This is a genomic window from Paraburkholderia domus, assembly GCF_905220705.1.
Lineage (GTDB): Bacteria > Pseudomonadota > Gammaproteobacteria > Burkholderiales > Burkholderiaceae > Paraburkholderia > Paraburkholderia domus.
In genome coordinates, this window is sequence record NZ_CAJNAT010000010.1 from 180,842 (window position 1) to 207,032 (window position 26,191).

Below are 26,191 nucleotides of genomic sequence, written 5' to 3' on the forward strand. Positions count from 1 at the left end.
TTATGCGAATCAGGTGGTCTCCTGCAAGTTTTCAGTAAGCGGTGCGCGCGGCGCGGAGTTGGCCTCCTGAAGACTGCAGATACAAAAAAAGCGGCACCGAAGCGCCGCTTTTTGCCCGCGTCCGCTAAGCCCGTATCTAAGCCCGCCTCTAAGCCCGCCTCGCAGTCTGGCTGACGCTCACACCAGCCGCAAATAAATCAATTCCCGCTTGATATACGCATAGAAGATCGGCGCCGCGACCACGCCGGGAATACCGAACGCGGCTTCCATTACGAGCATCGCGATCAGCAATTCCCAGGCGCGCGCTTCGATTTGACCACCGACGATACGCGCGTTCAGGAAGTACTCCAGCTTGTGAATCAGGATCAGGAATACCAGCGACATGACCGCCGCCGGAAAGCTCACCGAGAGCGCCACCGCGACGATGATCGTGTTCGAGATCAGATTGCCGATCACTGGCAGCAAGCCGACGATAAACGTCACCAGCACCAGCGTTTTGGAGAGCGGCAGCGTGTCGTGAAAGATCGGCAGGATCACCAGCAGGAAGATGCCGGTGAAGACCGCATTGATCGCGGAAATCTTGACCTGAGCGAATACGATGCGGCGGAAGGCGTCGGCAAAACGGGTCACGCGCGTGACGAACGCCGTGGACAAGGGTAGCCGTTGCATATGCTTCTGCGCCCCGACTGCGATGATCGCGCCGATGATCATGCCGATCAGGATGTGCGTGAAGCCGCGCGCCGCGGTCTTGCCGCTTTGCTGCAACATGTTTGCGTGCGTCTGCATCAGCTCGGCCGCTTTCGCTTTCATCTGCTCGGTATCGACCGGCAGAGTGTTGGCGATAAATTGCGGAATCCGTCCGCGCGCCTGGTCGATCAACTGCATCGCCTGGTCGAGCAGATTCTGCACGCTCGGCACGTCGTTTTCAAAATGCTCGATGATGCCGAGCGTCAGCCCCGTTAGCGCGCCAACTATCACCGTCGAGAGAATCACCACTGCGAGCCAGCGCGCGCGTTGACTCGACATATGCCGTTCGATGCGCGGCGCGATGGTGTGCACGAGTTGAAACACGAGCAGCCCGGCCAGCAAGGCGCCGAGCAGCTTCAGTTCGATGACCGCCCACATGCCGATCAGCATCAGCACGTAACTGCCGATTTCGACCGCCGACAGCTTCGGCAGGCTCATGTCGCTAGTCAGCCTGACCGGGCGTGGGCGTAGGTCCTGCACTTGCCCGTCGTCGCTCGCCTGATTCCGCTTGGCCATGGCTTATTCCGTCTCCAACCCGTGTTGTGCAGCGTTACTTTCTACTGGCAATGCGTTTCAGCAGCGGCGCCAGATACTTACCGGTAAAACTTGCCTTTGACTTGGCGACCTGCTCCGGCGTGCCTTGCGCAATGATCTGACCGCCGCCGGCTCCGCCTTCGGGGCCGAGATCGATGACCCAGTCGGCGGTCTTTATTACATCGAGATTATGCTCGATGATCACGACGGTATTACCCTGGTCTCGCAAACGATGAATGACTTCCAGCAGCAATGCGATGTCGTGAAAGTGCAGACCGGTGGTCGGCTCGTCGAGGATGTAGAGAGTGCGACCCGTGTCGCGCTTGCTCAGTTCCAAAGATAGTTTGACGCGCTGCGCCTCGCCGCCCGACAGGGTGGTGGCCGACTGGCCCAGCCGGATATAGCCCAGACCCACGTCCAGCAAGGTTTTCAGCTTGCGCGCGACGACCGGTACGGGCTTGAAGAACTCGTAAGCGTTCTCCACCGTCATGTCGAGGACTTCGCTGATGTTCTTGCCTTTGTATTGGACGTCCAGTGTTTCGCGGTTGTAGCGCTTGCCGTGGCAGACGTCGCAGGGAACGTACACGTCCGGCAAGAAATGCATCTCCACTTTCAGCACGCCGTCGCCCTGGCAGGACTCGCAGCGGCCGCCTTTCACGTTGAACGAGAAGCGGCCCGCTTCGTAGCCGCGTTCCTTCGCCGCCGGCACGCCCGAGAACAGTTCGCGGATCGGCGTGAACAGGCCCGTGTACGTGGCCGGATTCGAACGTGGCGTGCGGCCGATCGGCGACTGGTCGACGTTGATGACCTTGTCGAAATGCTCCAGCCCTTCGATCGATTCGTACGGCGCCGGCTCGGTAGACGAGCCATACAGGTGATGCGCGACCGCGTGGTACAGCGTGTCGTTGATCAGCGTGGACTTGCCCGAACCGGACACGCCGGTCACACAGGTCAGCAGACCGACCGGCAGATCCAGCGAGACGTGCTGCAGATTATTGCCGTACGCCTCGACGATGCGCAGGCGCCGTTCATCCGGTTCCTTGCGCTCGTCCGGGAATTCGATGTTGCGAGCGCCGGACATATACTGCCCGGTCATCGATGCCGCGTTCGCCTCCACCTGCTTGGGCGTACCTTCGGCGATCACCATGCCGCCGTGCTCGCCCGCGCCCGGTCCCATGTCGACCACGTAGTCGGCCATGCGGATCATGTCTTCATCATGTTCGACGACGATCACCGAATTGCCCAGGTCCCGCAGATGCTTAAGCGTGGCGATCAGCCGGTCGTTGTCGCGCTGGTGCAGACCGATCGACGGCTCGTCCAGCACGTACATCACGCCGGTCAAACCGGAACCGATCTGCGAAGCGAGGCGAATGCGCTGCGCTTCACCGCCCGACAGCGTTTCCGCGCTGCGTTCGAGCGACAGGTAGTCGAGCCCGACGTTATTCAGGAACATCAGGCGTGCGACGATTTCCTTGACGACCTTGTCGGCGATCTCGCGTTTCGAGCCTTCGAGCCGCAGCGTCTGGAAATAGCCGAGCGCGTCGCGCAACGGCCAGCCGCTGATTTCGAAGATGCCGCGCGCGTCGCTATTCGAGCCGATCCGCACGAAACGGGCTTCCCGACGCAGCCGCGTGCCGGCGCAGGCGGGGCAGGGCTGGTTGTTCTGATACTTGGCGAGTTCTTCGCGCACCGCGACCGAATCGGTCTCGCGGTAACGCCGTTCCAGGTTCGGGATGATCCCTTCGAATACATGCTCGCGCACGGAAGTGCGGCCGCGTTCGTTGATGTACGAGAACGGAATCTCCTGCTTGCCCGAGCCGAACAGCAGAATCTTGCGGACTTTCTCCGGCAGATCTTCGACGGCTGTGTCGATGTCGAACTCGTAGAACGCCGCGAGACTTTGCAGCATCTGGAAGTAGAACTGGTTACGCCGGTCCCAGCCCTTCACCGCGCCTGCCGCCAGCGACAGCGACGGATGCGCGACAACCCGCTTCGGATCGAAGAAGGTAATCTGGCCGAGGCCGTCGCATTCCGGACACGCGCCCATCGGGTTGTTGAACGAGAAGAGGCGCGGCTCGAGCTCCTGCAGCGAATACGAGCAGATCGGACAGGCGAACTTCGAGCTGAACAGATGCTCCTTGTCCGTATCCATTTCCAGCGCGATTGCGCGTCCGTCGGCGAGACGCAGTGCGGTTTCGAACGATTCGGCGAGGCGCTGCTTCATATCGCCGCGCACTTTCAGACGGTCAACGACGACGTCGATCGTGTGCTTGTCATTCTTTTTCAGCTTCGGCAGCGAGTCGACGTCATAGATCTTCGCGACGCCCTCATTGGCCGTGCCGCCGCCCGAGCGCACGCGAAAGCGGATGAAGCCTTGCGCCTGCATTTCCTCGAACAGCTCGACGTGCTCGCCTTTGCGGTTCGCCACCACTGGCGCGAGGATCATCAGCTTCGTCTCTTCCGGCAAGGCGAGCGCCGCATCGACCATTTGCGAGACGCTTTGCGCTTCCAGCGGAATTTCGTGGTCCGGACAGTACGGCGTGCCGACCCGTGCGAACAGCAGCCGCAGATAATCGTGAATTTCGGTGACGGTGCCGACCGTGGAGCGCGGATTGTGCGAGGTCGCTTTCTGTTCGATCGAGATCGCCGGCGACAGGCCTTCGATCAGATCGACGTCCGGCTTCTCCATCAATTGCAGGAATTGGCGGGCGTAGGCGGAGAGGCTTTCGACGTAGCGCCGCTGTCCTTCCGCATAGAGCGTGTCGAACGCCAGCGACGATTTACCCGAGCCGGATAGGCCCGTAATCACGACGAGCTTGTGACGTGGGAGGTCGAGATTGACGTTCTTCAGGTTGTGGGTGCGAGCCCCACGGATACGGATTTGTTCCACGCGTTATTCCAAGACTTGGCCCGTGACCTGGCGGAAAGAGGAGGAGGCTAAACCTGCTACTATAACGACTTTTCAAGACCGCCGTTACGGCTTCCTGACAGCCCGATCGGGTGCCAAGGCAAGCTGTAAGGCAGCGGTCCAGCGCCGCGGGGAAGAGGTCTAACTGGGGCCATTTACCGCGAGTACAAGGCGCCGCGAGGCTCCAGGCGAGTGTGCAGCAAGGCCGTCGGGCCAAATGCCGCGCCGCATGCTTGCCGCCGTCCAGTCTTCCCGTGGTATGCCGCCTGGTTGTGGCCGTCCTGCGGGGAAGGCCCGCCCGCGGTGTGCCGCCCAGCCCATTCAAAGAACGCTCCCGATGTCCAATCCGTCCGCTACATCCTCACGCATGAGCGCGCCTGAAATGCGCGCGACCGTGTCGCTTGCCGCCATCTTCGCGCTGCGCATGCTTGGTCTGTTCATGATCATGCCGGTGTTCTCGATCTACGCGAAGACCATCCCCGGCGGCGACAACGTGCTGCTGGTGGGTATCGCGCTTGGTGCGTACGGCGTGACGCAGTCGATGCTGTACATCTTCTACGGCTGGGTCTCCGACAAGGTCGGCCGCAAACCGGTCATTGCAACCGGCCTCCTGATCTTCGCGATCGGCAGCTTCGTCGCGGCGGGCGCGCACGATATGACGTGGATCATCGTGGGCCGGGTGATTCAGGGTATGGGTGCGGTGTCATCCGCGGTGATTGCGTTCATCGCCGACCTCACCTCCGAAGAGCATCGCACCAAGGCGATGGCGATGGTCGGTGGCAGCATCGGTATTTCGTTCGCGGTGGCGATTGTCGGTGCGCCGATCGTGTTCCAGTGGGTCGGCATGAGCGGCTTGTTCACGCTGGTCGGCATCTTCTCGATTCTGGCGATCGGCTTGGTGCTGTGGGTCGTGCCGGATGCGCCCAAGCCCGTGCACGTACGCGCGCCGTTCGCCGAGGTGCTGCATAACGTCGAACTGCTGCGCCTGAACTTCGGCGTGCTCGTCCTGCACGCCACACAAACCGCACTGTTCCTCGTCGTGCCGCGCATTCTCGAAGCCGGCGGCCTGCCGGTCGCGTCGCACTGGAAGGTGTATTTGCCGGTGATGGGCCTCTCATTCGTGATGATGGTCCCGGCGATCATTGCCGCGGAAAAACGCGGAAAAATGAAAATCGTGCTGCTGTCGGCGATCGGTCTTATCCTGATCGGACAGTTGTTGTTGGGCGTCGCACCGCATACGATTCTGAGTGTGGCGGCGATCCTCTTTGTCTACTTTCTCGGCTTCAATATTCTTGAAGCGTCGCAGCCTTCGCTGGTGTCGAAACTGGCGCCGGGAACCCGCAAGGGCGCGGCCGCCGGCGTGTACAACACCACCCAGTCGATCGGTCTTGCGCTGGGTGGGGTGGTCGGCGGTTGGCTGCTCAAAGTTGATGGTCAGAGCGCGGTCTTTTTCACTTGCTCTGGGCTGGTGTTTTGCTGGCTTATAATCGCGGCAAATATGAAACAGCCGCCGCGCAAGAAGGCGTAACCGAACTCACCCGGCGGCGAGCTGAGGCGCAGTTCCGGTCTCCGGCCCACAGGCTTGAGACGTGAATCGTGCATTGCTGCGCTGCCCGCAACGGAATCAACAGGAGAAACTCATGGCATCCGTGAACAAGGTCATTCTCGTCGGCAATCTCGGAGCCGATCCGGAAGTCCGTTATCTTCCGAGCGGCGACGCAGTGGCGAACATCCGCCTTGCGACGACGGATCGGTACAAGGACAAGGCGTCCGGCGAAATGAAGGAAGCAACCGAATGGCACCGTGTGTCGTTCTTCGGCCGGCTTGCTGAAATCGTGTCGGAATATCTGAAGAAAGGTTCGTCGGTGTACCTGGAAGGGCGCATCCGCACGCGTAAGTGGCAGGCCCAGGACGGCACCGACCGCTACTCGACCGAAATCGTCGCCGAGCAGATGCAAATGCTGGGTGGCCGTGGCGGCTCGATGGGCGGCGGTGGCGACGAAGGCGGTTACAGCCGCGGTGAGCCGTCTGAGCGTAGCGGTGGTGGTGGTGGCGGCGGCCGTGCGGTCTCGGGCGGCGGCGCTTCGCGTGGCGGCAGCGGTGGTGGCGGTGGTGGTTCGAGCCGTCCGAGCGCGCCGGCCGGCGGCGGCTTTGATGAAATGGACGACGATATTCCGTTTTAGGCCCTACTAACGCTGGCGTTAGACGCGTGAAATGCATAGAACCCTGCTTTCGAGCGGGGTTTTTTTATTGGGTCACGGGCGAGTCGGCCGCCTGTTTGACGGCGCAAGGCGGTGCCGTTCACGTAGCGCTTCCTTCGATATTTAGCGTCGCGGTACGCTGCCGGACAGCGATTTACTGCCACCGAGGGTAAACCTTCCAGCAGGGCCCGGCGCGCCTCAGCCGTCCGTTTTTGTCTGGATCGCGGACTGCCCCCACAAACCCGTCTTGACTTTCACTTACTTGCCGCCAATACTGAATCCATACTTTGTACGGACAAAGTGACAAAGACGTACAAATCACCCTGAACAGGAGACAGACATGGAGTCCGACGTCGCAGTAAAAACCCGCATCCGCGCCAGCTATGGCCGCTACCTCGAAGATTTCCACGTAGGCGACATCTACGAACACCGGCCAGGGCGCACCATCACTGAAGCCGACAACATCCACTTTTCGCTGCTGACGATGAACTTCCATCCGATGCATTGCGACGCCGCCTATGCGGCCAAAAGCGAGTTCGGCCGCCTGCTCGTCAATAGCGGCCTGACGGTTGCGGTGGTGCTGGGGCTGTCGGTGAACGACGTCAGCGGCAAGGCGATTGCGAACCTTGGCTGGAAAGAGATCCGTCTCACCGCTCCCGTGTTTTGCGGCGACACGATCTACGCGGAATCCGAAGTACTCGAGAAGCGCGAATCGAAATCCCGTCCGGGGCAGGGCATCGTCACTGTGCAGACTCGCGCGTTCAAGCAGGACGGCACGCCGATCATGGACTTCGTGCGCAGCGCACTGGTGCCGACGCTCGGAAACGGCGTAGGCGACTGACACGCCTGCACGGCTCGAATCGCTGCGACACCGAGCCCACGACTCGTGGTCAGACAAGGCAAACAGCAGCACACAGCGCCAACCTGCCGGCAAGAGCAGGCGGCGCGCGAATCCCGGCGGCGCCCGAACAACGCGCCGCAATGCGGCAAGCGTAAGCAGAGCGGCATGCACACCAAGGAGACAAAGGTGGCTATCGGTATCGTCAACTCGGGCGCGCGACTCGATCGCCTGCCTATCGCGTCCTTCCACTGGAAGGTTCTAGGGCTCATCAGCGCCGGGGCCTTTCTCGACGCCTTCGACATCTATCTCGCCGCCGGCGCGCTGGGCGCAATGGTGAAGTCGGGCTTCTCCGACCTGAGGCTGAACGCGCTGTTCATCTCGGTGACCTTTCTCGGCATGCTGATCGGCGCCGGTTTCGCCGGTTATCTGGGTGACCGCTTCGGGCGCCGCTCGTCATATCAGACCAACCTGCTGATTTTCGGCATCGCGTCGATCGCAGCCTGTTTCGTCCCAAGCATGAGCTGGCTGATCGCCTTGCGGTTGATCATGGGCATCGGCCTTGGCGCCGAACTGGTGGTCGCAGCCGGCACCTTGTGCGAATTCATTCCGCCCGCTTCACGCGGACGATGGACCGCCTTGCTCGCGTTCATCATCAACTCCGGCTTGCTGGTGTCGACCGCAGTGGGTTACGTCGTGATCCCGCATCTCGGCTGGCGCTATATGTTCGCGATTGCGGGCGTCGGCGCGATCATCGTGTGGGTGCTGCGCCATCGCATGCCTGAATCGCCGCGCTGGCTCGAATCAGTGGGACGCGCCGAAGAAGCCGAGGCGACGGTCTCGGCGATCGAGCACCAGGTGCAGCGTCAAAAGGGACCGTTGCCACCGGTCGCTCGCACCGAAAGTCTTGAAGTACCGAAAGCGCCGTTCTCCGCCCTGTTCTCGCATGCGATGCTCGGCCGCACGCTGGTCGCCGCATTGACTGCAGTCGCGGTGAATATTTCGGTGTACGGCTTTGTCGCGTGGCTGCCGACCTTCTTCGTGAAGGAGGGGTTGACCATCGTGCAGTCGCTCGGCTTCACGACGTTGATGGCGTTTGGCGCGCCGGGCGGTGCGGTGATCGGCTTTCTTTGCGCGGACCGCCTCGGCCGTGCGCGTGGTCTCGTGGTCTTCGCAATCGCGACCATCGCGGTCGGCTTCGTCTATCCGATCATGCACGCGGGGTGGGCGATCAGCCTGGTCGGCTTTGTCTTGATCACCTGCATCTACACGGTCGCGACGCTCGGCCTCTTTGCCTACATTCCCGAACTGTTTCCGACAGAGTTGCGCTTGCGCGGTACCGGCACGGCGGGCGTATGCGGGCGCGCTGCATCAATGACGACGCCGTATTTCGCGGTGCTGCTCTACAACTCGTTCGGCGTGGCCGGCGTGCTGGCGATGGTCAGCGGCGTGCTGGCGTTGCTGGTGGTCGGCATTCTGTTGCTGCGTGTCGAGACCAATCAGCATGCGCTCGAGCAGATCTCGCCGAGCCTCGAAACCAGCACCGATCCGATGCCCGCTACCCAGCAAGGATAAATCCTCATGACTTCACTGATTCCCGCCGCCACGCTCTCCGATCAGTTCGCGCGCTTCGGTTTGAGCCTTGCATTGCGCGACATTCCGCACGCGGTACAAACGCGCGCCAAACACTTGATTCTCGATGCTGTCGGCATCGCCGTGGCGTCGCGTGGATATGCGTATGCGGATGTGTCGTTGGCGGCATTCTCCGAGCTCGGCAGCGGCTCATCACCGGTGATCGGCTACGGCAGGCGTCTCGCCCTGCGCGATGCCGCGGTGATGAACGGCGTGCTGATTCACGGCCTCGATTTTGACGACACGCATTCGCGCGGCGTGATCCATTCGACGACCAGCGCATTGCCCTGCGTCCTGGCGCTTGCCGATCGCGACGAAAAGAGCGGCGCGGATCTGCTCAGCGCATATATCGTCGCGATGGAAGTGTCGACGCGCGTCGCATCCGCCGCGAAGGGCGGCTTTCATCAGGCCGGTTTTCATCCGACGGGTCTGGTCGGCGCGTTCGGTTGCGCGGTCGCGGCGGCGCGTTTGCTGCATCTGGATGAGCTTCAGGTTGCTCACGCACAAGGCATTGTTCTATCGATGGCCGCCGGCAGCCTTGAATTCCTCGAAGACGGAGCGTGGACCAAGCGCGCTCATCCGGGTTTCGCTGCCGCGTCCGGCATCACCGCTGCGACGCTCGCGAGGCACGGCTTCACCGGTCCGCGCTCGGCCTATGAAGGACGCTTCGGCCTGTACGCAAGTCACCTCGGCAAGCGCCTCGACGAAGCCGATCAGCAACTGGCGACCGAAGGACTCGGCAGCACCTGGCAAATCGACGAAGTCGCGATCAAACCGCTGCCCGCTTGCCACTTCACGCACGCGGTGGCCGATGCGGCGATTGCGTTGCATCGCGAGCATGGTTTTTCTGCGGACACCCTCGACTCGATAAAGCGCGTGGTGGCCAAGGTGCCGCGTGGAACGGTCGAGGTCGTTTGCGAGCCGCTCGAACCGAAGCGCAGACCTGTGACCAGCTACGACGCGCAATTCAGCGTGCCCTACATCGTCGCCACCGCCTTGCTCAAAGGCCGCTTCACGCTCGACGAACTCGAACCGGCCGCGCTCGCCGATCCCGCGGTGCTGGCGCTGGCTGCACGCGTCGATTACGAAATCGATCCTGATACGACGTTCCCCCGTCACTACACCGGCGAAGTCGTCGTAGAACGCAGCGACGGCACACGTGTCGCGCATCGCGAGGCGATCAATCGTGGTTGTGCCGACCGCCCCGTGAGCAACGACGACATCGTCACCAAGTTCTACGCGAACGCTCAGCGCACCGTATCTCGCAGTACCGCTGAACAGATCGCTCAGGCCGTATTGCAACTCGATGAACGCCCGGCGCACGCACTTGCCGACACGCTCGCCGGATCCACCGAATCTTCAAGGACGTCATCATGACCGCCACAGAACTCGACACGCTGGACAACGATCAACTGATTCTCGATGCACTGGACCGCTTCCTTGAAACCGAAGTGCGGCCCCACGTTCACAAGTTCGATCACGACGACATCTATCCGGCAGAGATCGTCGAGAAGATGAAGGAGATGGGCCTGTTCGGCTGCATCATCGATCCCGAGTACGGTGGCTTGGGCCTGTCGACGCGCACATACGCGCAGATCATCACGCGGATCGCACGCGTGTGGATGTCGGTGAGCGGCATCATCAATTCGCATCTGATTCTCGCGATGCTGGTGCAACGCAACGGGACGCCCGAGCAGAAGAGCAAGTATCTGCCGAAGTTCGCTACAGGCGAATGGCGCGGTGGTATCGGTCTGACGGAGCCCGACTGCGGCACCGATCTGCAGGCGATTCGCACCACCGCGAAACGTGTCGGTGACGAGTACATCGTGAATGGCAACAAGACCTGGATCACCAATAGTAAGCACGGCAATACGCTTGCGCTGCTGGTGAAGACAGACCCAACCGCAGAGCCGCGTCATCGTGGGATGAGTCTGCTGTTGGTGCAGAAGGGCCCAGGCTTCGAAGTCAGCCGTCAGCTCGAAAAGCTCGGCTATATGGGTATCGATACCTGCGAGTTGTCGTTCAACGATTTTCACGTCCCCGCCGATGCATTGATCGGCGGCGTGGAAGGCAAGGGCTTGCAGCAGGTGCTCGGCGGACTCGAACTCGGGCGCATCAATGTTGCCGCGCGTGGCGTCGGCATTGCGCAGGCGGCGCTCGAAGAATCGATCAGCTATTCGCAGCAACGCAAGACCTTCGGCAAGCCGATCTGCGAGCACCAGGCGATTCAGTTGAAGCTCGGCGAAATGGCAACGCGCACCGAAGCCGGCCGCCTGCTGGTGGACGCCGCGGCGCAGAAGTATGACCGCGGCGAGCGCTGCGATATGGAGGCCGGTATGGCGAAATACTTCGCCACCGAAGCCGCGCTGGAAAACAGCATCGAGGCCATGCGCATTCACGGCGCGTACGGTTATTCGAAGGAATACAACGTCGAGCGACTGTATCGCGACGCGCCGCTGCTGGTGATCGGCGAAGGCACTAACGAGATGCAGCGCATCATCATCGCCAAGCAGTTGATCGAACGGAGTCCGGTATGAGTCTGCCCCTTTCCGGCGTGCGCGTGCTCGCCATCGAACAGTATGGCGCTGGGCCGTTTGCGACCCAGCATCTCGCCGACCTCGGCGCGGAGATCATCAAGATCGAGCATCCGAGCAATGGCGGCGATGTGGGCCGCGCCGTCGGCCCGTATTTTTTCGGCGAAGGCGATAGCCACTTCTTCGAAGCGTTCAATCGCAACAAGTGCAGCTTGACGCTCGATCTGAAGAAGCCCGAGGCGCGTGCAGTTCTGCTGGACCTGGTCGCGAAGAGCGACGCCGTGTTCAACAATCTGCGCGGCGATCTGCCGGTGAAGCTCGGGGTCACCTATGACCAGTTGTGCGAGGCCAATCCGAAGATCGTCTGCGGGCATCTATCGGCGTATGGCCGCACCGGCAGCCGCGCGGCATGGCCGGGCTACGACTATCTGATGCAGGCTGAGGCGGGCTATCTTTCAGTGACCGGTGAACCGGATAGTCCACCGGCGCGTTTCGGTTTGTCGATCATCGATCTGATGACCGGCACGACCGCGGCGATGGCGTTGCTCGCCGGTCTGGTGGACGCAAAGACCTCGGGCAAGGGGCGCGATATCGACGTAAGCCTCTTCGACGTTGCGCTGCATAACCTTGCCTACGTCGCGACGTGGTATCTGAACGGCGGCGTGGTGACGGGGCGCGAGAATCGCTCGTCGCATCCTTCGCTGACGCCGAGCCAGTTGTACAAGACGCAGGACGGCTGGATCTTCCTGATGTGCAACAAGGAGAAGTTCTGGGGCGTGCTTGCCGAAGTGGTCGACAAACCGTCGTGGGTCACGGATCCGCGCTTCTGCAACTTCCAGGCACGTCTCGAGAATCGTGAGTTGGTGCAGACCGAACTCGACGCGGTGCTCTCGACCGCGACCACCGCGCAATGGCTCGAACGGTTCGGCGGCCGCGTCCCTGCCGCGCCGGTGTTCGACGTTAAGGAGGCGCTGGAGAATCCGTTCGTCGCCGAGCGCGAATGCGTGGTGGATGCCGAGCATCCACGCTTCGGCAAGATTCGCGGCGTGGCCGCGCCGGTGCGGGTCGATGAACCACTGCCGATGCGCGCTGCACCGGATATCGGTCAGGATACCCAGCGCCTACTCGACGAGTTGGGCTACAGCCCGGAAAGGATTGCTTTGCTGAGGGAGGCGGGTGTGGTGCAATAAGGCCGGGCGGGTACAACTGCCCGCTCCTTCACTTCATTGCACACCGAGATGGCCACCACGACAGTCCTTGGGCAACAGCCGCGCTACATGCATCTGGCACAGACGCTCCTCAACGAGATTCAGGGCGGCCGGTTTCCTGTCGGCGCTTTGCTGCCCACCGAGTTCGAGTTATGCGAGCAGTTCGGCGCTAGCCGCTTCACGGTGCGACAGGCGATCAAGCAACTGGAGCAGCGCGGCCTCGTGGACCGGCGGGCCGGCATCGGTACCCGCGTGAAGGCGACGCAGAGCGAGACCGCATACCGTCAGGTGATGGAGCGGCTGAGCGATCTGCATCGTTATACCGCCGACACCGAGCTGGAGATTGCATCGACGCAAACAATCGAGATCGACGATGCGGAACTGCTCGAGCGGCTCAAAGCGAAGCCGGGTGAAACGTGGCTGCTGGCCGAAGGTATTCGCCGAACGCCTGGCAGCGTCGAGCCGATCTGCCACACGGAGGTGTATATCCACCCGGCGTTTCGATCGCTGACGGGGCTAATCGGCCGGTCTCACGTGCCGATCTACACGCTGATCGAAAAGCAGTTCGGCGAGCAGATCACCGAAGTACAGCAGGAAATCCGCGCGATCGCGATGCCGGCGAAACTCGCACCACGTTTGAACGCGAAGGCGCGTTCGCCGGCGCTGTGGTTGTGCCGCCGTTATCTGAACCGTCGCGGGCAACTGGTGGAACTGACGATCAGTGTTCACCCGGCCGATCGCTACAGTTATTCCGAAACGTTTCAACTCGACTGGCACGCGAACTAGGCAGCATTGAACCGCGTGCTTCTGAAGGAGAGCAACATGGACGCACGCAGTTATCTGTTCGTTCCGGGCGACCGGCCCGAGCGCTTCATGAAGGCGCTCGACGCCGGCGCCGACGCGGTGGTGATCGATCTGGAGGACGCAGTCGCGCCAGCTGCCAAGGAACATGCGCGTGAGGGCTTGCAGCGTTGGCTAATGACGGCGGATCGTTCGCGGCTGATTGTTCGCGTGAATGCGGTGGGCACGCCGTGGCACGCCGAAGACGTGGAGATGGTTAGCCGCTCCGGCGCTTCAGTCGTGATGGTGCCGAAGTCAGACAGTGCGCAGCAACTTGCCGATGTTGTTGCGCGCTTGCCGTCGCAGGTAAGGATCGTGGCGCTGATCGAGACCGTCGCGGGCGTGGTCGCGATGCGCGAGATTGCCGCCGTGCCATCGGTCGTGCGGCTTGCATTCGGTACGATTGATTTTTGCGCCGACGCCGGGATTGAGGGGCTGGGCGTTGAGCTGGATTACGTGCGCTCGCAAATGGTGATCGAATCGAGGCATGCGGGGTTGGCTGCGCCAATTGACGGTGTAACGTTGGAGCTCGATAACCTTGAGCGGTTGACTGAGCACGTTGCTACTGCGCGGCGCTTTGGGTTCACCGGGAAGCTTTGCATTCACCCTAAGCAGGTGGACCGGGTGAATCGCGGGTTCGCTCCGAACGAAGAAGAGCGGCGCTGGGCCGCGCGGGTGTTGGCCGCTTGCAGCGAGCATCCGGAAGGGGCGTTCGCAGTGGATGGCAAACTGGTTGATAAGCCGATCGTCGATCGCGCCAGGAGAATTTCCGAGTTTGAAGTGCAGGCGCCGTGATCGTTTTTGCCTCGTGCGGCGTGGCTCTTCCGAACACCGCAAGCATGCGGAAGAAGGGACGGCCAGCGCCGCGGGAAAATCGACAATGCCGTCGTCAACGGTAACAACCTCTCACCGCCTGAGGTGCTCGAGCGCATCTCTCATCGGCGAACTGGAAATAACAATCGGTCCTGTGAACGGTGTATCCAGGTCGGCGATCACATAGATAGCAGAAGCAATCGACACGGCCCCAAGCGAGATCATGACCATCGCCAACGCATTGCGCGGCGCGATCAATCCGAAGCTGAGAAAAATCACGCACAACCAGAATGTCAGCGTCATGAAGAACGGCCGGGAAATTGAACTGTGCGCTTCCTCGATGATCTTCCATCTAGCATCCACCGTTCGCCGATATTGCGTCAACGCATCATCGAGCGCGCGCTGTTGTAAAGGATCATACGCCCGCAATTGCCGCAACTGCCTGCCCACCGCGGTCAGCATATCGCCGAGTCGCACGTTCTCCAGCTTCTGCGAACTGTCCTGCGTTCCGATATTCCTCGGATAATCATCACCGGCCGGAGCCGGCTCGCCGGGCCACGTCGAAGCAATTGCGGCCGCGGTGTAGACGCGCAGCAGGTGCCGGGCCTCATCCGTATCGCCGCCGTATTCCCGCATGGTCGTGTCGAATTCGATCAGGTCGGACGCAAAGGTCCGCAAATCATTCGACTCGGTATCGAAACTGGTTTTCGCGGATGCCGTCATCAATCCGAGCACCAAAGCGGCAAACGTCACCAGCATGCCGATAACCAGTTGGATGAGTTGCACGGTCTCGTGCGCCTTATGCTCCTCGGGCAGCAGCGGTCGCACCCACACACCTAGAGCGGTTCCGACGAGCAATAAAGCGAAAACCAGCAGAGCCGAGCCTATTTCTGACATAGAAATGCTCCGGAGACGCGTGCCTTGTCACTTTCTACCAACCGCCGGCCGCCGACCACCCGGGTAGTCCCGCAGGTGCCCTTTCGCAGGCGGCCGCTGACTTCCGCTCGCATGCTGATGTATCGCAAAGGTCCGCGCCATCAGCCATAAAGTTTTCTGTAATTTCGCCGTAGACCATCTATGTGGCATTCGCTTAAATTTCGAACAAAAGTTGCGAACCTGGCCGTATGGGCTTGGGCGCAGCACGCGTGGCCGAGGCTAATTTTCTGAACATCCGGTCAGGCAGCCCAATGGAGACAAGCCCGATGCTGAAAAATCTGTCGATTCGAACCTGCCTTACCTTGATGATCGTGTTCTTCGGCGTCGTGCTGCTGTTCGGTGCCGCCGCCGGCCTGTTGTCGTTGCGTTCGAGCAACGCATCGCTGCAGCAGATGTACACCGTGGACACGCCCGCAGTCGCCGATCTCGAGGGCAGTGCTGGACAGTTGCTGCGCTTGCGTCTGGCGCTGGCGACCTACGCATCGTTGGTCGACCTGAACGATCAGGACGGCGCGAACGCCGTGCTCAAGCGTTTTGATCAGTACCAGAAAGCATCGAACGATCGCCTTGCCCACTATGTGAGCCGCGCGAGCGCGGATGCCGACGAACAGCGCCTGATCAAGGACATGCAGGACAAGCGCGACACCTTCCTGCACGAAGGCGTCGATCCGGCACTGGCCGCGCTCAAGTCTGGTGACAGAACCGCTTTCGAGCAGTTGCAGGCGCACAAACTGCCGTCGCTCTATAGCGCGTATGAAAAGGCCATGCTTACGCTCGAGCAATTGCAACTCGATCACGGCGCGCAGCGCTATCAGGATGCACAGGACCTGTTCTACGCGATTTGCGTTGCGGTGGCGATTGGCATAGCGCTGTCGCTGCTGGGCTCCTTGATCGGGCGTGCGGTCATGGTGCGGGCGATTGTTAGCCCGGTCGATGCAACCATTGCGCAGTTTCAGCGAATTGCCAACGGGGACCTGACCAGCCAGATCGAGGTGACCAGCAATAACGAAATGGGTCGTCTCGCCGCGGCGTTGCGCAAGATGCAGGACTCGCTGATCGAGACGGTAAATGCCGTGCGTCACGGTACGGAGTCAATCGACACGGGCGTGAGCGAGATTGCGGCGGGCAATACCGATCTGTCGCAACGTACTGAGGAGCAGGCGGCGTCGCTGGAAGAAACGGCGGCTAGCATTGAAGAGTTGACTTCGACGGTCAAGCAGACGGCGGACAACGCGAAGCAGGCGAGCTCGTTGGCGCAGGGGGCGTCGAGTTTGGCTGCACAGGGCGGTGACCTGACCGAACAGGTGGTGGGCACGATGCATGGCATCGTCGACGACTCGCGGCGGATTGCCGACATTGTCGGCGTGATCGAGGGGATTGCTTTCCAGACCAATATTCTCGCGTTGAATGCGGCGGTTGAGGCGGCGCGCGCCGGCGAGCAAGGGCGTGGGTTCGCGGTGGTGGCGAGCGAAGTGCGGTCGTTGGCACAGCGAAGCGCGGCGGCGGCCAAGGAGATCAAAGGTTTGATCGATGCTTCGACGGCGCGGGTGGAGGCTGGCTCGCAACTGGTCGAGCGCTCGGGGGCGACGATGACTGAGATCGTCGAGGCGATTTCCCGCGTGAGTTCGATTATGGGTGAGATCGCGGCGGCGGCGATTGAGCAGAGTACTGGGATCGATCAGGTGAATCTGGCGGTCGCTCAAATGGATGAGGTTACGCAGCAGAATGCCGCGCTGGTTGAGCAGGCTGCTGCTGCGGCTAGTTCGCTGGAGGAGCAGGCTCGCAGGTTGACTTCCGCTGTGGCTGTCTTCCAGACGGGGAGTGGGGGTTCTGCTTTTGCCGGGCGGCGAGGTGGGGCGGGGGCTGCGTCGGGGAAAGTTGGCGCGGGTGAGTTTGTAGCGGCTTGATGCGGCGTAGTGTGCTGAAGGGTGATCGAGCGCTTGCCTGCGCTGCTTGAAAAATCGGTACATTGTGCGCACCGGGCCAAATGTAAAGATTAGTTATAATTCGCGCGTTTAGCCTGTTTGGTTGATCGTCTCAAAAAATAGGTGCGTTAGATTGTTCCTGCCGTTAGACAAAACGGCGCGGGTTTGACAGCCCGCAGCGAAGTACGGCACTGCCCGCGAAAGTGGGTAGTGCTCACCTATGCGCGCCGTGTTCAATGGGCGGGTCGTGGTGAGGGAGCCGAGAGGCTCGCCGGTTTCGTATTTCGCCCGGTCTGTCAACCTCGCCACGTGCCCGCTCACCCCATCTTTCAGCGAGTGTCGGGCGATTCAGGAACGAACCGGAAATCGCACCATGAGCAAATCTACCAAGACCCCTCAAGCACCCTCACGCGCGCCCGTTGACGCGCTCCAGTACGAGAAACTCGCGCTCTCAGCTTTCGATTTATGCAACCGGCAGTTGGATCAACTTAGGCGATTGATTACGCTTGCGGCCTCAATACGTAGGACTTCCTGCATGACAAGAGAAGAACGGCAAAGCCAACAGGCGTTGCTGGAACTGCTTGTCGAAACTGGCGAAGGATACGAGCGCGAGATTGAATGCGACCGCGAACTGTACCAGGTGATCGCGCTTGATGCGAAGGACGTGCCTCATAGCCGCATCACGGCAAAACGTGCCGCGAGTCTTCTGTCTGAGGCAGTGCGGAAGAAATCAGATGACAAGCTGAACGCGAAACCCGCGGATACCGCGCGACCCAAGCCGGTGCGCACAAAGGTCGCGTCGCGAGCGGAAGCGGGCGCACAGGTCTCTGCCGTTTCACATTAGCCGGCACTTGCGGCCACCACGCAGGAGCAATGAAAAAAGCGTGAGCAGCGCGTAAGACATCTTGCAGAAAAAGGCCCGCTGAGTGCGGGCCTTGCATCACGTCATTCGCGGTTAAGCGCCACGAAGGTCAAACCAAAATCCCTCACTGCATAGCCGCGTAATACTTCGCCACGCTATCAATCTCCGCCGAAGTCATCTGCCTTGCCACGTTCCGCATCTGCTCATTGATATCGTTATGCCGCGCACCGGAAGCAAACGCCCGCATCTGCGCAGCGAGATAAACAGAAGACTGCCCACCAAGCCAGGGCGCCGCCCCCTTACGATCCAACTGCCCATGACAAGCCGCACAAGGCGCGATATTCCGCTGCGGATCGCCCTGCATCGCAAGCTTCACAGCATTGGCATCCGGCCCCACGCCAGAAGGCAAAACCTCGGCAGCGGGCGCCCGAGACAGGGAAGCATAATAAGCCGCCAGATCATGCAAATCCTGATCGCTGCGAGCCGCGATAATCGGCTGCATCACCGCGTTCTGCCGCACACCGTTCTGATAGTCGCGCAACTCTTTATAGACCACGTCGGCATACTGCCCGGCCAACGCGGGCGCCGTCACCTGCACTGTGCCCATCACGCCATGACACATCGAGCAATTCTGTGTCGCAATCGTCGCGCCGCGGCCAATCGAATCCGCGTCGGCTCGCACCCGCCGCAAAGGCGGCAGAACCACCACTTCGCTCGGCGCCGGGCCGGAGATATTGGCGCCGCCGTACCAACTCGACGGCGCGCCCGCAGCGCTGCAAATCGTCGCCCATAAGCCACGCTCGCTAAATCCGCTATTGGCTGAAGGCAACCAGATGAAGCCGATCAGTATCGACACGACGGCAATCGCAATCGTGCCGCCCAGGCTCACCGTGAACCACGGGTTGCGCAAGCTGAAGACGCGTTCCTGACTCATCGCTGCGCTCCGACGACAACTGCCGGCACCGACGTCTGCGGCAATCTGAGCAACTGAACGATCGGCACACTGTAGTTGACAACCGTCAGCCCGATCATCAACGCCACCCACAAGCCGAAACTATTGAGCGCGGCCGGCACGTGCTCCACCGGCTGCACCGCGCTCGCGAAGCGGAAACTCTGCTGCTGCACCTGCGGCCCGAATTGCGACTTCGCGAGGATATAAATGAACAGCACGCCAGACACCACCAGGATCAGTCCGCCCACCGCCGACATGCCCACCCAGAACGCCTGCGATTCCATCCCCGGCATGTTGTAGTCGTAATACGCCATGCGGCGCGGCGCGCCGAGCAAGCCGACGTAATGCCACGGCAGCGTCGTCACCATCATGCCGATGAACCACAGCCACAATTGCGTCCGTACCAGCTTCGCCGACGCGATCGCGCGGCCGGTCAGTTGCGGCCACAGTTCGTACGCGATCGCGAAGTACATGATGACGATCGCGCCGCCGAAAATCAGATGGAAGTGTCCGGTCACCCACTGCGTGTTGTGCACCGTCGAGTTCAACTGGTAGCTCATGTTGATCAGGCCGCCGGCACCGCCGAGGCCCAGCATCACGAACGAAAACGCGATCACCAGCATCATGGGGTTTTGCCACGGCAGCGCAGTCAACCAGCCGAATGCGCCCTTGCCACCGCGCAGCCTGCCAGCGATTTCCACCGACGCGCAGATGGTGAACACCGTAAGCAACGTCGGCACCGACACCATGCCGGTGAACACCGCATGCAGGAACTTGAAGCCCGAGCCGACCTGCGGATCGGCGAACAGGTGGTGAATGCCGATCGGCATCGCGAATACCAGGAACAAAATGAACGACACGCGCGCCATCGAATCGCTATAGAGCCGTCCGCCGATCGCGCGCGGCACCAGCGTGTAGTACGCGATGTAAGCGGGTATCAGCCAGAAATAGACGATCGCATGCAGCGTCCACGAAAACAGGATGCGTGATAGACCCGCGTCGATCGTGTTCGTTAAACCGAAAGCAACCGGCAAGATCTGGAACAGGATTTCGAGTGCCGCACCGATCGCAGTCCACGCCCACAGATACGCGCCCGCCACGTTGGCGAACATCGCGAGCGGGATGGGCTTGCCGGGATTGGCGCGCTTCCAGACTCGCAGATTCACGTGCATCAGCGCAACCCAGATCCATGAGCCGACGACCACCAGCACCACACCGAGGTAATAGAACGGACTGCCGATCATCGGCGGATAGAAGGTGTAGAGCACCGAGGCCTTGCCGAGCGCGACCGGGACCATCGCCATCACGGCGCCGACGGCCAGCATGAAGAACGCGGCCCATGCCCATTTGAGACCGACGAGCCGCTGCGCGAGCGCGAGTTCGACAATCGCATAGCCGAAGCCCATCGATACCAGGGTGGGCAGCACGTATGCCATCACCGAACCATGCGCGGTCACCGATCGATAGTAGAGCTCGGGGTCGCCGATCCACGGCACCAGCGGGCTGCGTACCAGCATCTGCCAGGCACCGAGCAGCAGTGCGATCAGAAACGCGATGAAGGCGAGCCAGAAATGCGCGAGAACGAGTCGCTTAGCGTGAAACACAGCTGAGTCTCCGTGATTGTCGGGCTTGCTCGAAGAACGTGGCCTTGTCGACTACCTTGACGTGCGCCCACATGGTCTGGTGGCCGAAGCCGCAGAACTCGTGACACGGCATGGTGTGATCGGCGGCTTTGTCGAAGCGTGTGTTCAGCGTGGAGACATAGCCGGGCACGACCATCGTGTTGATGTTGGTATCGGTGACGAGCAGGCCGTGAACGACATCGGCACTGGTAGTGCGGATCGTGATCGGCGTGTCGGCGGGCACCAGCAGACATTGCGGTGTGAACGAATACTGCTGCGCGATGAAACGCACGACCACCGAGCCATCTGGCTCGACCGCGCTGCCGAGGTTGTCTTCGACGAACTCACCGGACAGTTGCAGGCGCGAAGGATCGATCGTCTCGACCCGCGACGGCGGCATCATCGCCCAATGGAGGCCCGAGAACACGATGACGGCGAGCATTAGAACGATCAGCGCCGAGGCGAAAACCGCCCAGCGGCGTTCCGCGCGTAAGGCGACTTCGTGGCCGCTGCCCGGTTGGTGATTGGAATCAGTCGACATAGTCAGTGGATGACGCCGCGCGGCAGAAAGACAAGAAAGTAGAAGCCGAACCAGATCGCCATGACGATCAGCGTGGCCACACCGGCCACGGCGATTGCGCCATGCGGGCCGGCCGCGACGACGCGTTCCACTTCCTCATCCGTAGGTGGGGCCGCGCTGTGGGTATCGTTCGCTTCCATCTGGAGATTCTCCGGTGCAGCGGTTCAGGTTCAGTGCAGCGGCGCCTTGCGCAACTCGTTGACCTCGCGGGACGTCACCGGCTGGCCGTGGTTGCCCCACGCGGTTCGGATATAAGTGACGACGGCGGCGGCATCGGTGTCGTTCAGTTCCTGACCGAAGGGCGGCATGCCATACGGTTCGGGATTGCGCGTTGTGCCGGGCGGAAAACCACCGTTGAGCACGATGCGGATCGGGTTGACCGCCGAGTCCATTTCGATCGACTGGTTACGTGCGAGCGGCGGGTAGTGCTGCAACTGGCCCTCGCCGTTCGCCCCGTGGCATAGCGCGCACTTGTCGGCGTAGATCTTTTCGCCGAGTGCGAACACGTTGGTGTTGGTCGGCGCGGACGGCCCCGATTTGCGGCCGCTCTTGTCCGGTAGAGTCTTGAGATAGACCGCCATCGCCTTGACGTCTTCTTCTGTCATGTACTGAAGGCTGTGATAGGTGACTTCGCCCATCGGCCCGTACACGGCGCCACGATCGGAAATGCCCGCCTGCAGCAGGTCGACGATGTCTTTGATGCTCCAGTCGCCGAGACCGCCGTCCTTATCGGACGTGAGCGACGGCGCATACCAGTTCTGCACCGGAATCAGACCGCCGGCGAACTGCTCGCTTTGCGACGAGCCACCGAGCATGTTGATCTTGGTGTGGCACATCGTGCAGTGCCCGAGCCCGTCGACCAGATATGCGCCGCGATTCCACTCGACCGACTTGGTCGGGTCCGGCTGGAACTCGCCCTCACGGAAATAAAGTGTGCGCCAGCCATACAGCAGCTTGCGCTGGTTGAACGGGAAGCGCAGCGTGTGCTTGTGGTTTGGCTCGCGTACCGGTGTCACCGACTTCAGATAAGCGAAGATCGCGTTCGAATCTTCACGAGTGACCTTGGTGTATTGGGCGATCGGCATCGCGGGGTAGAGCAACGTGCCGTCCGGCGTGCGGCCGGTGCGCATCATTTTGAAGAACGCGTCCTCACTCCATGTACCAATGCCGTACTGCGCGTCCGGCGTGATGTTCGGCGAATACAGCGTGCCGAACGGCGTTTCCATTGCGAGGCCGCCAGCGAACAGTTTGCCGCGCGGCGCTGTGTGGCAGGCGACGCAGTCGCCGGCGCGCGCCAGATACTCGCCACGTTTGACGATGTCGGGGCGGGTGTCGGCTTTGTCGCCAGTGGTTGTCGCAGTCGTGGCGGCAGGCACGGCTTCGGCGGCGCGTGCTTCAGCAATTAGCAACGTATGCGGCGCGCCGGGAAACGCGGCGCTGCCGGCGACGATCAAGCCGGCGATCAGCAAGCCGGATACGAGCGACACAACGGTGCAACGGCGCTTGGTCATGGCATACGAAACAGGGCGAATCGATCGAAGGGTCGGCCTCATTGCGGTTGGCTCCCGCATGCGAGCGGCAGCCGCTCAGCGGACGCCGGCGCGGGCCGCGGATCGGCGGGGCGCGGCTGCCGCGCGAGCCAGCTCGATACCGCAGTGATGTCCTTGTCGGTCAGCTTGACGGCGATCGAATGCATACAGTCCGGCGCAAGCGCGTGACGGGTGCCAGAGCGCCACGTGCCCATCTGTCCGGCGATGTAGCTCGCATGCAGGCCGAGCAGGCCCGGGATGCCAGGTTGCGTCCCCGTCATGCGTGCTCCATGACACGCGATGCACGCCGGGATCTTGCGCGCCGGGTCGCCTTGGGTGACGAGCCGTTGTCCGGCTGCGAGCACCGCCGGTGCGACGGCGGTGTGATCGGCATTGGGGTAGGGCGGTTGCAGGTCGGCAAAGTACTGGCTGATCTTGCGCAGATAGTCGTCGGGTAGAAAGGCGAGCAGATATCCCATCGGCGGATAGGTGCGGCCACCGTCACGGAACGCGGTCAGCTGATTGAACAGATAGTCGGCCGGTTTGCCGGCGATACGCGGGAAGTAATCGTTGTTCAGGCCTTGGCCTTGCACGCCATGACACGAGGTGCAAGCGCGCACGCGCTCGTCCATAGCCGAGGGCATCGCGGCTGGCGCGTCAGTGGCTGCGAACGCCGCGCCACGCCACATGACGTAAAACACCAACAGGATCGAAAATCCGATAGTTCTACGATGCACGCCAGGCCTCGTCGGGGGAACGGTTGTTTTCGCTATTAATTTCTTACGCGCTTGCTCACGAACATGGATTCGATGAACGATGCATGACAAGCCTGCCAATTTTTCTTTTATAACGACTGCATGAACAGCAAATCGAAGCTGACTTATTAAGGAGGCGCAGTGCTGAATCGATACGACGATGCAATTGCTTTATAAAACGGTGATCTGCCTGAGTGTGCCAGTGGGTGGCGGCTTTCGGGCTGCGGTAATAACGCTTGATGCGTCCGGCAGATGGTTAGCAGGTTGCAGGAATTTATCCAGTGCGTCAATAAAAACTGACAGGCCAATCGGCAGCGCACGTGAACAGCATAGGTGCCGCATCGAGCACCTTCAATATTTATTCTGGGCCTGGTTTGAGCGCGGGCGGCATCGTCGAGCTTGATCGACGCGCTGCGCTACGTTTCTGCCGAGATTCATCAGTCGCCGTACGCGCATCGATGCCGCGCACGTCAACTAAAGAGGCGCATCAACGCCGTGCGTGCATTGCTGACGCGTTCGCTTTCGCCGATTCGCCCCGGCAAGAGATGAAACTCGACGGCAGGCAGTGCGGGCAACCCGACACTCGGCGGACAGGCCACCACGCCCCCACCGATCGACGATTCGTTCAGGCAGGAAATGCCCAGCCCGGCCTTCAACGCCAGTTGCAGGCCGGCCACGCCGGACGCCGAATGCGACACCAGATACGGCACCTTGTGCTCGTCGAGAAGCTTCACGACAAAGCGCTGCAACTGGCAGCTCGACGGCAGCAATACCAGCGGATAAGGCGTGGCCGGTCGCGGACTGGCATCAGCCGAGCTGACCCACAGTAGTTTCTCCCGCCTCACCACCGTGCTTTGCGCGTCGACGCGCCGGCTATTGGACCTGGTGTTCCCGGTAACGAGTCGCAATGAGAGGCCGATATCGAACGATGCATCGTCGTCGGCGCTGCTGTCGATCACGGCACTAGGCAGCACGGTGACGTGCAGTTTCAGGCGCGGGTGCTGTTCCGAAAACGTCTTGAGAATGCGCGCGATGTCGAGTGGACGATAGTAGTCGGTGATGGCGATGCGCAGTTCGCCGTCGAGCGAGCGGCCGTGCAGGTCTTCGAACGCCGCCTCGCTCATGGCGATGATGCGCCGCGCGTGATCGAGCAGGCGGCTGCCGGCCGGCGTGGCCGTCACACCCTGCTTGCTGCGCACGAACAGCGGCTGGCCGGCGCGCTCCTCGAGTTTCTTCAGCTGCTCGCTCACCGACGACTGCGACAGGAACACACGCTCTGCACCCGCCGAGACGCTGCCCGATTCGGCGACGGCGACGAAGGTGCGCAACTGTGTCAGGTCAAATCCGCGTTGGCTCATGATTCGTAATTTCCGATGGAAGTCATCTGAATTTCCAGCTTTTCCGATGATTAACCCAGCCGTAGCATACCTCCAATTCATTCATTGCAGAGGTTGTCATGGGAAACGAATCGATTGCTGCCGTACGGGTTTCGGGTACACGTGCAGCAAGTCATCGATGGAAGGTGCTGGGCGTCGGCTTTGCGGCGAACGCAAGTTTTTCGGCCGCTTTCTCTGGGATTCCGACCACGGCCGTGTTTTTACGTTCGGGCTACCACCTCGGTAACGAAGGGCTGGGGCTGGTGCTCGGCATGCTCGGTTTGGGCATTGCGGTCAGCGAGTTGCCATGGGGCCTCCTGACCGACCGCTGGGGCGACCGGCGCGTGCTGCTGCTCGGACTTCTATCGACTGCCGCGGCGCTAGCCGGGCTGGCATTGTTCGTAGTGCCGTCCGGAGTGCATGTGCCGGGCGTGGCGACGCTCGCGCTCGGCCTGCTGCTTGTCGGCCTGCTCGGCGGCAGCGTCAACGGGTCGAGTGGCCGCGCGGTGATGGCCTGGTTTCGCGAAGGTGAGCGAGGCCTCGCGATGAGTATTCGGCAGACCGCGGTGCCGGCGGGCGGTGGCCTGGGGGCGCTGATCTTGCCGGTACTCGCTTCGAGATTCGGGTTCGCCAGCGCGTACACCGCGCTGGCGTTTGCCTGCGCGATTACCGCGGTGTTCGCATGGTGCTGGCTGCATGAACCTCGGCATGCCGAGGGGAGTGGTGTGGCCGCGGCTCCTGGCGTGACGGCTGCGGGTGCGGTGCCGGCGAAGGTTTCACCGTTGCGCGATATTGGCATCTGGCGTGTGGCGCTCGGCGCCGGCGCATTGTGCGTGCCGCAGCTTGCGGTTGTGACGTTCGGGACCGTCTTCCTCCACGACTTCAGCCGCGCCGGTGTGCTGGCGATCAGTGTGACGATGGCGGCTGTGCAAACGGGCGCCGCGATTGCGCGGGTCTGGAGCGGTGCGTGGACCGATCGCCGTGGCAATCGACGCGCTTACATGCGCGCCTGCAGTGTGCTGACCGCTGTGCTGTTCGCGTCGCTCGCCTTGGTGACGGGTTTGGCCGGCACGCACCACGCGGCGACGACAGCGGTGTTCGCGCTGATGATCGTGCTGGGCGGCGTAAGCGCGTCCGCGTGGCACGGCGTCGCCTTCACGGAACTCGCGACGCTCGCGGGGACGAGCCGCTCAGGTACCGCACTCGCGATCGGCAACACCTGCGTCTTTCTCACGCTGTTCCTAACGCCGCTCGCGATTCCGCCGTTGTTGTCGGTGGGTTCATGGCCGATGGTGTGGGCAGTAGCCAGCGTGTGTGCATTGATCGCGCTGCCGGTGTTTCCGCGCGCGGCTTGCGCAGGCAAGCTGGTGGCGGCACGCGCTTGTGATGCCACATGATG

General features: G+C 61.6%; 22 protein-coding genes. 12 read left to right on the forward strand and 10 right to left on the reverse strand.

The features are described 5' to 3' along the window. Positions 1-177: 177 nt before the first annotated feature. The gene (locus KHO31_RS19500) at positions 178-1,263 is read right to left on the reverse strand and encodes an AI-2E family transporter (RefSeq protein WP_201072348.1); all 1,086 of its coding nucleotides are present in this window, start codon (positions 1,261-1,263) and stop codon (positions 178-180) included. Positions 1,264-1,297: 34 nt separating this feature from the next. Beyond that, positions 1,298-4,171: an excinuclease ABC subunit UvrA gene (gene uvrA, locus KHO31_RS19505; protein ID WP_201085869.1), complete on the reverse strand. Its 2,874-nt coding sequence runs from the start codon at positions 4,169-4,171 to the stop codon at positions 1,298-1,300. Positions 4,172-4,526: 355 nt separating this feature from the next. Between uvrA and KHO31_RS19510 the strand changes: the two genes are divergently transcribed. The 9 genes from KHO31_RS19510 to KHO31_RS19550 all read left to right on the forward strand — a co-directional run bounded on the left by KHO31_RS19510 (position 4,527) and on the right by KHO31_RS19550 (position 14,237). After that, positions 4,527-5,717, forward strand: a complete 1,191-nt coding sequence (locus KHO31_RS19510) for an MFS transporter (RefSeq protein WP_201072351.1) — start codon at positions 4,527-4,529, stop codon at positions 5,715-5,717. 112 nt (positions 5,718-5,829) lie between these two features. Beyond that, positions 5,830-6,372 carry a single-stranded DNA-binding protein gene (locus tag KHO31_RS19515; protein ID WP_172174237.1) on the forward strand — a complete coding sequence of 181 codons (543 nt, stop codon included), beginning with the start codon at positions 5,830-5,832 and terminating at the stop codon, positions 6,370-6,372. Between the two features lie 358 nt (positions 6,373-6,730). Continuing rightward, positions 6,731-7,231, forward strand: coding sequence for a MaoC family dehydratase (locus KHO31_RS19520; RefSeq protein ID WP_211623981.1), 501 nt, complete (start codon positions 6,731-6,733; stop codon positions 7,229-7,231). Positions 7,232-7,396: 165 nt separating this feature from the next. Further along, positions 7,397-8,803, forward strand: coding sequence for an MFS transporter (locus KHO31_RS19525; RefSeq protein WP_201072353.1), 1,407 nt, complete (start codon positions 7,397-7,399; stop codon positions 8,801-8,803). 6 nt (positions 8,804-8,809) lie between these two features. Next, on the forward strand, positions 8,810-10,237 hold the full coding sequence (locus KHO31_RS19530) for an MmgE/PrpD family protein (RefSeq protein ID WP_201085868.1): 1,428 nt from the start codon (positions 8,810-8,812) through the stop codon (positions 10,235-10,237). Continuing rightward, positions 10,234-11,397: an acyl-CoA dehydrogenase family protein gene (locus KHO31_RS19535; protein WP_211623982.1), complete on the forward strand. Its 1,164-nt coding sequence runs from the start codon at positions 10,234-10,236 to the stop codon at positions 11,395-11,397. The genes KHO31_RS19530 and KHO31_RS19535 overlap by 4 nt, the downstream gene beginning before the upstream one ends. After that, entirely contained in the window at positions 11,394-12,584 is a 1,191-nt protein-coding gene (locus tag KHO31_RS19540) for a CaiB/BaiF CoA transferase family protein (RefSeq protein WP_201072356.1), read from the forward strand. Before KHO31_RS19535 ends, KHO31_RS19540 begins: the two co-directional genes overlap by 4 nt. A 48-nt stretch (positions 12,585-12,632) precedes the next feature. After that, the gene (locus KHO31_RS19545) at positions 12,633-13,388 is read left to right on the forward strand and encodes a GntR family transcriptional regulator (protein WP_211623984.1); all 756 of its coding nucleotides are present in this window, start codon (positions 12,633-12,635) and stop codon (positions 13,386-13,388) included. Between the two features lie 36 nt (positions 13,389-13,424). After that, positions 13,425-14,237: an HpcH/HpaI aldolase/citrate lyase family protein gene (locus KHO31_RS19550; protein WP_201072360.1), complete on the forward strand. Its 813-nt coding sequence runs from the start codon at positions 13,425-13,427 to the stop codon at positions 14,235-14,237. Positions 14,238-14,348: 111 nt separating this feature from the next. Here the strand turns inward: KHO31_RS19550 and KHO31_RS19555 are convergent, their stop codons facing one another. Beyond that, positions 14,349-15,152 carry a bestrophin-like domain gene (locus tag KHO31_RS19555; RefSeq protein WP_211623986.1) on the reverse strand — a complete coding sequence of 268 codons (804 nt, stop codon included), beginning with the start codon at positions 15,150-15,152 and terminating at the stop codon, positions 14,349-14,351. Between the two features lie 305 nt (positions 15,153-15,457). Between KHO31_RS19555 and KHO31_RS19560 the strand changes: the two genes are divergently transcribed. Both KHO31_RS19560 and KHO31_RS19565 read left to right on the forward strand, forming a co-directional pair. After that, entirely contained in the window at positions 15,458-17,098 is a 1,641-nt protein-coding gene (locus KHO31_RS19560; protein ID WP_201072364.1) for a methyl-accepting chemotaxis protein, read from the forward strand. Positions 17,099-17,489: 391 nt separating this feature from the next. Next, positions 17,490-17,960, forward strand: coding sequence for a hypothetical protein (locus KHO31_RS19565; RefSeq protein ID WP_201072447.1), 471 nt, complete (start codon positions 17,490-17,492; stop codon positions 17,958-17,960). Between the two features lie 142 nt (positions 17,961-18,102). Here KHO31_RS19565 and KHO31_RS19570 read toward each other — a convergent pair whose 3' ends face one another. The 7 genes from KHO31_RS19570 to KHO31_RS19600 form a co-directional block, all read right to left on the reverse strand. Further along, entirely contained in the window at positions 18,103-18,912 is an 810-nt protein-coding gene (locus tag KHO31_RS19570) for a c-type cytochrome (protein ID WP_211623988.1), read from the reverse strand. Then, positions 18,909-20,534, reverse strand: coding sequence for a b(o/a)3-type cytochrome-c oxidase subunit 1 (locus tag KHO31_RS19575; protein WP_201072367.1), 1,626 nt, complete (start codon positions 20,532-20,534; stop codon positions 18,909-18,911). The genes KHO31_RS19570 and KHO31_RS19575 overlap by 4 nt, the downstream gene beginning before the upstream one ends. Continuing rightward, positions 20,521-21,093, reverse strand: a complete 573-nt coding sequence (locus KHO31_RS19580; RefSeq protein ID WP_201072369.1) for a cupredoxin domain-containing protein — start codon at positions 21,091-21,093, stop codon at positions 20,521-20,523. Before KHO31_RS19580 ends, KHO31_RS19575 begins: the two co-directional genes overlap by 14 nt. A gap of 2 nt (positions 21,094-21,095) precedes the next feature. After that, positions 21,096-21,272: a hypothetical protein gene (locus tag KHO31_RS19585; RefSeq protein WP_166660399.1), complete on the reverse strand. Its 177-nt coding sequence runs from the start codon at positions 21,270-21,272 to the stop codon at positions 21,096-21,098. A gap of 30 nt (positions 21,273-21,302) precedes the next feature. Then, on the reverse strand, positions 21,303-22,685 hold the full coding sequence (locus KHO31_RS19590; RefSeq protein WP_201138624.1) for a c-type cytochrome: 1,383 nt from the start codon (positions 22,683-22,685) through the stop codon (positions 21,303-21,305). Beyond that, positions 22,682-23,398 carry a c-type cytochrome gene (locus KHO31_RS19595; protein ID WP_201072373.1) on the reverse strand — a complete coding sequence of 239 codons (717 nt, stop codon included), beginning with the start codon at positions 23,396-23,398 and terminating at the stop codon, positions 22,682-22,684. The genes KHO31_RS19590 and KHO31_RS19595 overlap by 4 nt, the downstream gene beginning before the upstream one ends. A 488-nt stretch (positions 23,399-23,886) precedes the next feature. Then, positions 23,887-24,774, reverse strand: coding sequence for a LysR family transcriptional regulator (locus KHO31_RS19600; protein ID WP_201072374.1), 888 nt, complete (start codon positions 24,772-24,774; stop codon positions 23,887-23,889). Between the two features lie 98 nt (positions 24,775-24,872). Between KHO31_RS19600 and KHO31_RS19605 the strand changes: the two genes are divergently transcribed. Further along, positions 24,873-26,189, forward strand: a complete 1,317-nt coding sequence (locus KHO31_RS19605) for an MFS transporter (protein WP_201122897.1) — start codon at positions 24,873-24,875, stop codon at positions 26,187-26,189. The last annotated feature ends 2 nt before the right edge of the window (positions 26,190-26,191 follow it).

Excerpts from the sequence above, each read along its gene's own strand:
- KHO31_RS19530 (WP_201085868.1), top strand. The coding sequence starts at position 8,810 with ATGACTTCACTGATTCCCGCCGCCACGCTCTCCGATCAGTTCGCGCGC.
- KHO31_RS19585 (WP_166660399.1), bottom strand. The coding sequence starts at position 21,272 with ATGGAAGCGAACGATACCCACAGCGCGGCCCCACCTACGGATGAGGAA.
- KHO31_RS19565 (WP_201072447.1), top strand. The coding sequence starts at position 17,490 with ATGAGCAAATCTACCAAGACCCCTCAAGCACCCTCACGCGCGCCCGTT.
- KHO31_RS19545 (WP_211623984.1), top strand. The coding sequence starts at position 12,633 with ATGGCCACCACGACAGTCCTTGGGCAACAGCCGCGCTACATGCATCTG.
- KHO31_RS19540 (WP_201072356.1), top strand. The coding sequence starts at position 11,394 with ATGAGTCTGCCCCTTTCCGGCGTGCGCGTGCTCGCCATCGAACAGTAT.
- KHO31_RS19520 (WP_211623981.1), top strand. The coding sequence starts at position 6,731 with ATGGAGTCCGACGTCGCAGTAAAAACCCGCATCCGCGCCAGCTATGGC.
- KHO31_RS19555 (WP_211623986.1), bottom strand. The coding sequence starts at position 15,152 with ATGTCAGAAATAGGCTCGGCTCTGCTGGTTTTCGCTTTATTGCTCGTC.
- KHO31_RS19525 (WP_201072353.1), top strand. The coding sequence starts at position 7,397 with ATGCACACCAAGGAGACAAAGGTGGCTATCGGTATCGTCAACTCGGGC.
- KHO31_RS19600 (WP_201072374.1), bottom strand. The coding sequence starts at position 24,774 with ATGAGCCAACGCGGATTTGACCTGACACAGTTGCGCACCTTCGTCGCC.
- KHO31_RS19590 (WP_201138624.1), bottom strand. The coding sequence starts at position 22,685 with ATGAGGCCGACCCTTCGATCGATTCGCCCTGTTTCGTATGCCATGACC.
- KHO31_RS19580 (WP_201072369.1), bottom strand. The coding sequence starts at position 21,093 with ATGTCGACTGATTCCAATCACCAACCGGGCAGCGGCCACGAAGTCGCC.
- KHO31_RS19570 (WP_211623988.1), bottom strand. The coding sequence starts at position 18,912 with ATGAGTCAGGAACGCGTCTTCAGCTTGCGCAACCCGTGGTTCACGGTG.
- KHO31_RS19550 (WP_201072360.1), top strand. The coding sequence starts at position 13,425 with ATGGACGCACGCAGTTATCTGTTCGTTCCGGGCGACCGGCCCGAGCGC.
- KHO31_RS19535 (WP_211623982.1), top strand. The coding sequence starts at position 10,234 with ATGACCGCCACAGAACTCGACACGCTGGACAACGATCAACTGATTCTC.
- KHO31_RS19510 (WP_201072351.1), top strand. The coding sequence starts at position 4,527 with ATGTCCAATCCGTCCGCTACATCCTCACGCATGAGCGCGCCTGAAATG.
- KHO31_RS19605 (WP_201122897.1), top strand. The coding sequence starts at position 24,873 with ATGGGAAACGAATCGATTGCTGCCGTACGGGTTTCGGGTACACGTGCA.
- KHO31_RS19515 (WP_172174237.1), top strand. The coding sequence starts at position 5,830 with ATGGCATCCGTGAACAAGGTCATTCTCGTCGGCAATCTCGGAGCCGAT.
- KHO31_RS19500 (WP_201072348.1), bottom strand. The coding sequence starts at position 1,263 with ATGGCCAAGCGGAATCAGGCGAGCGACGACGGGCAAGTGCAGGACCTA.
- KHO31_RS19560 (WP_201072364.1), top strand. The coding sequence starts at position 15,458 with ATGCTGAAAAATCTGTCGATTCGAACCTGCCTTACCTTGATGATCGTG.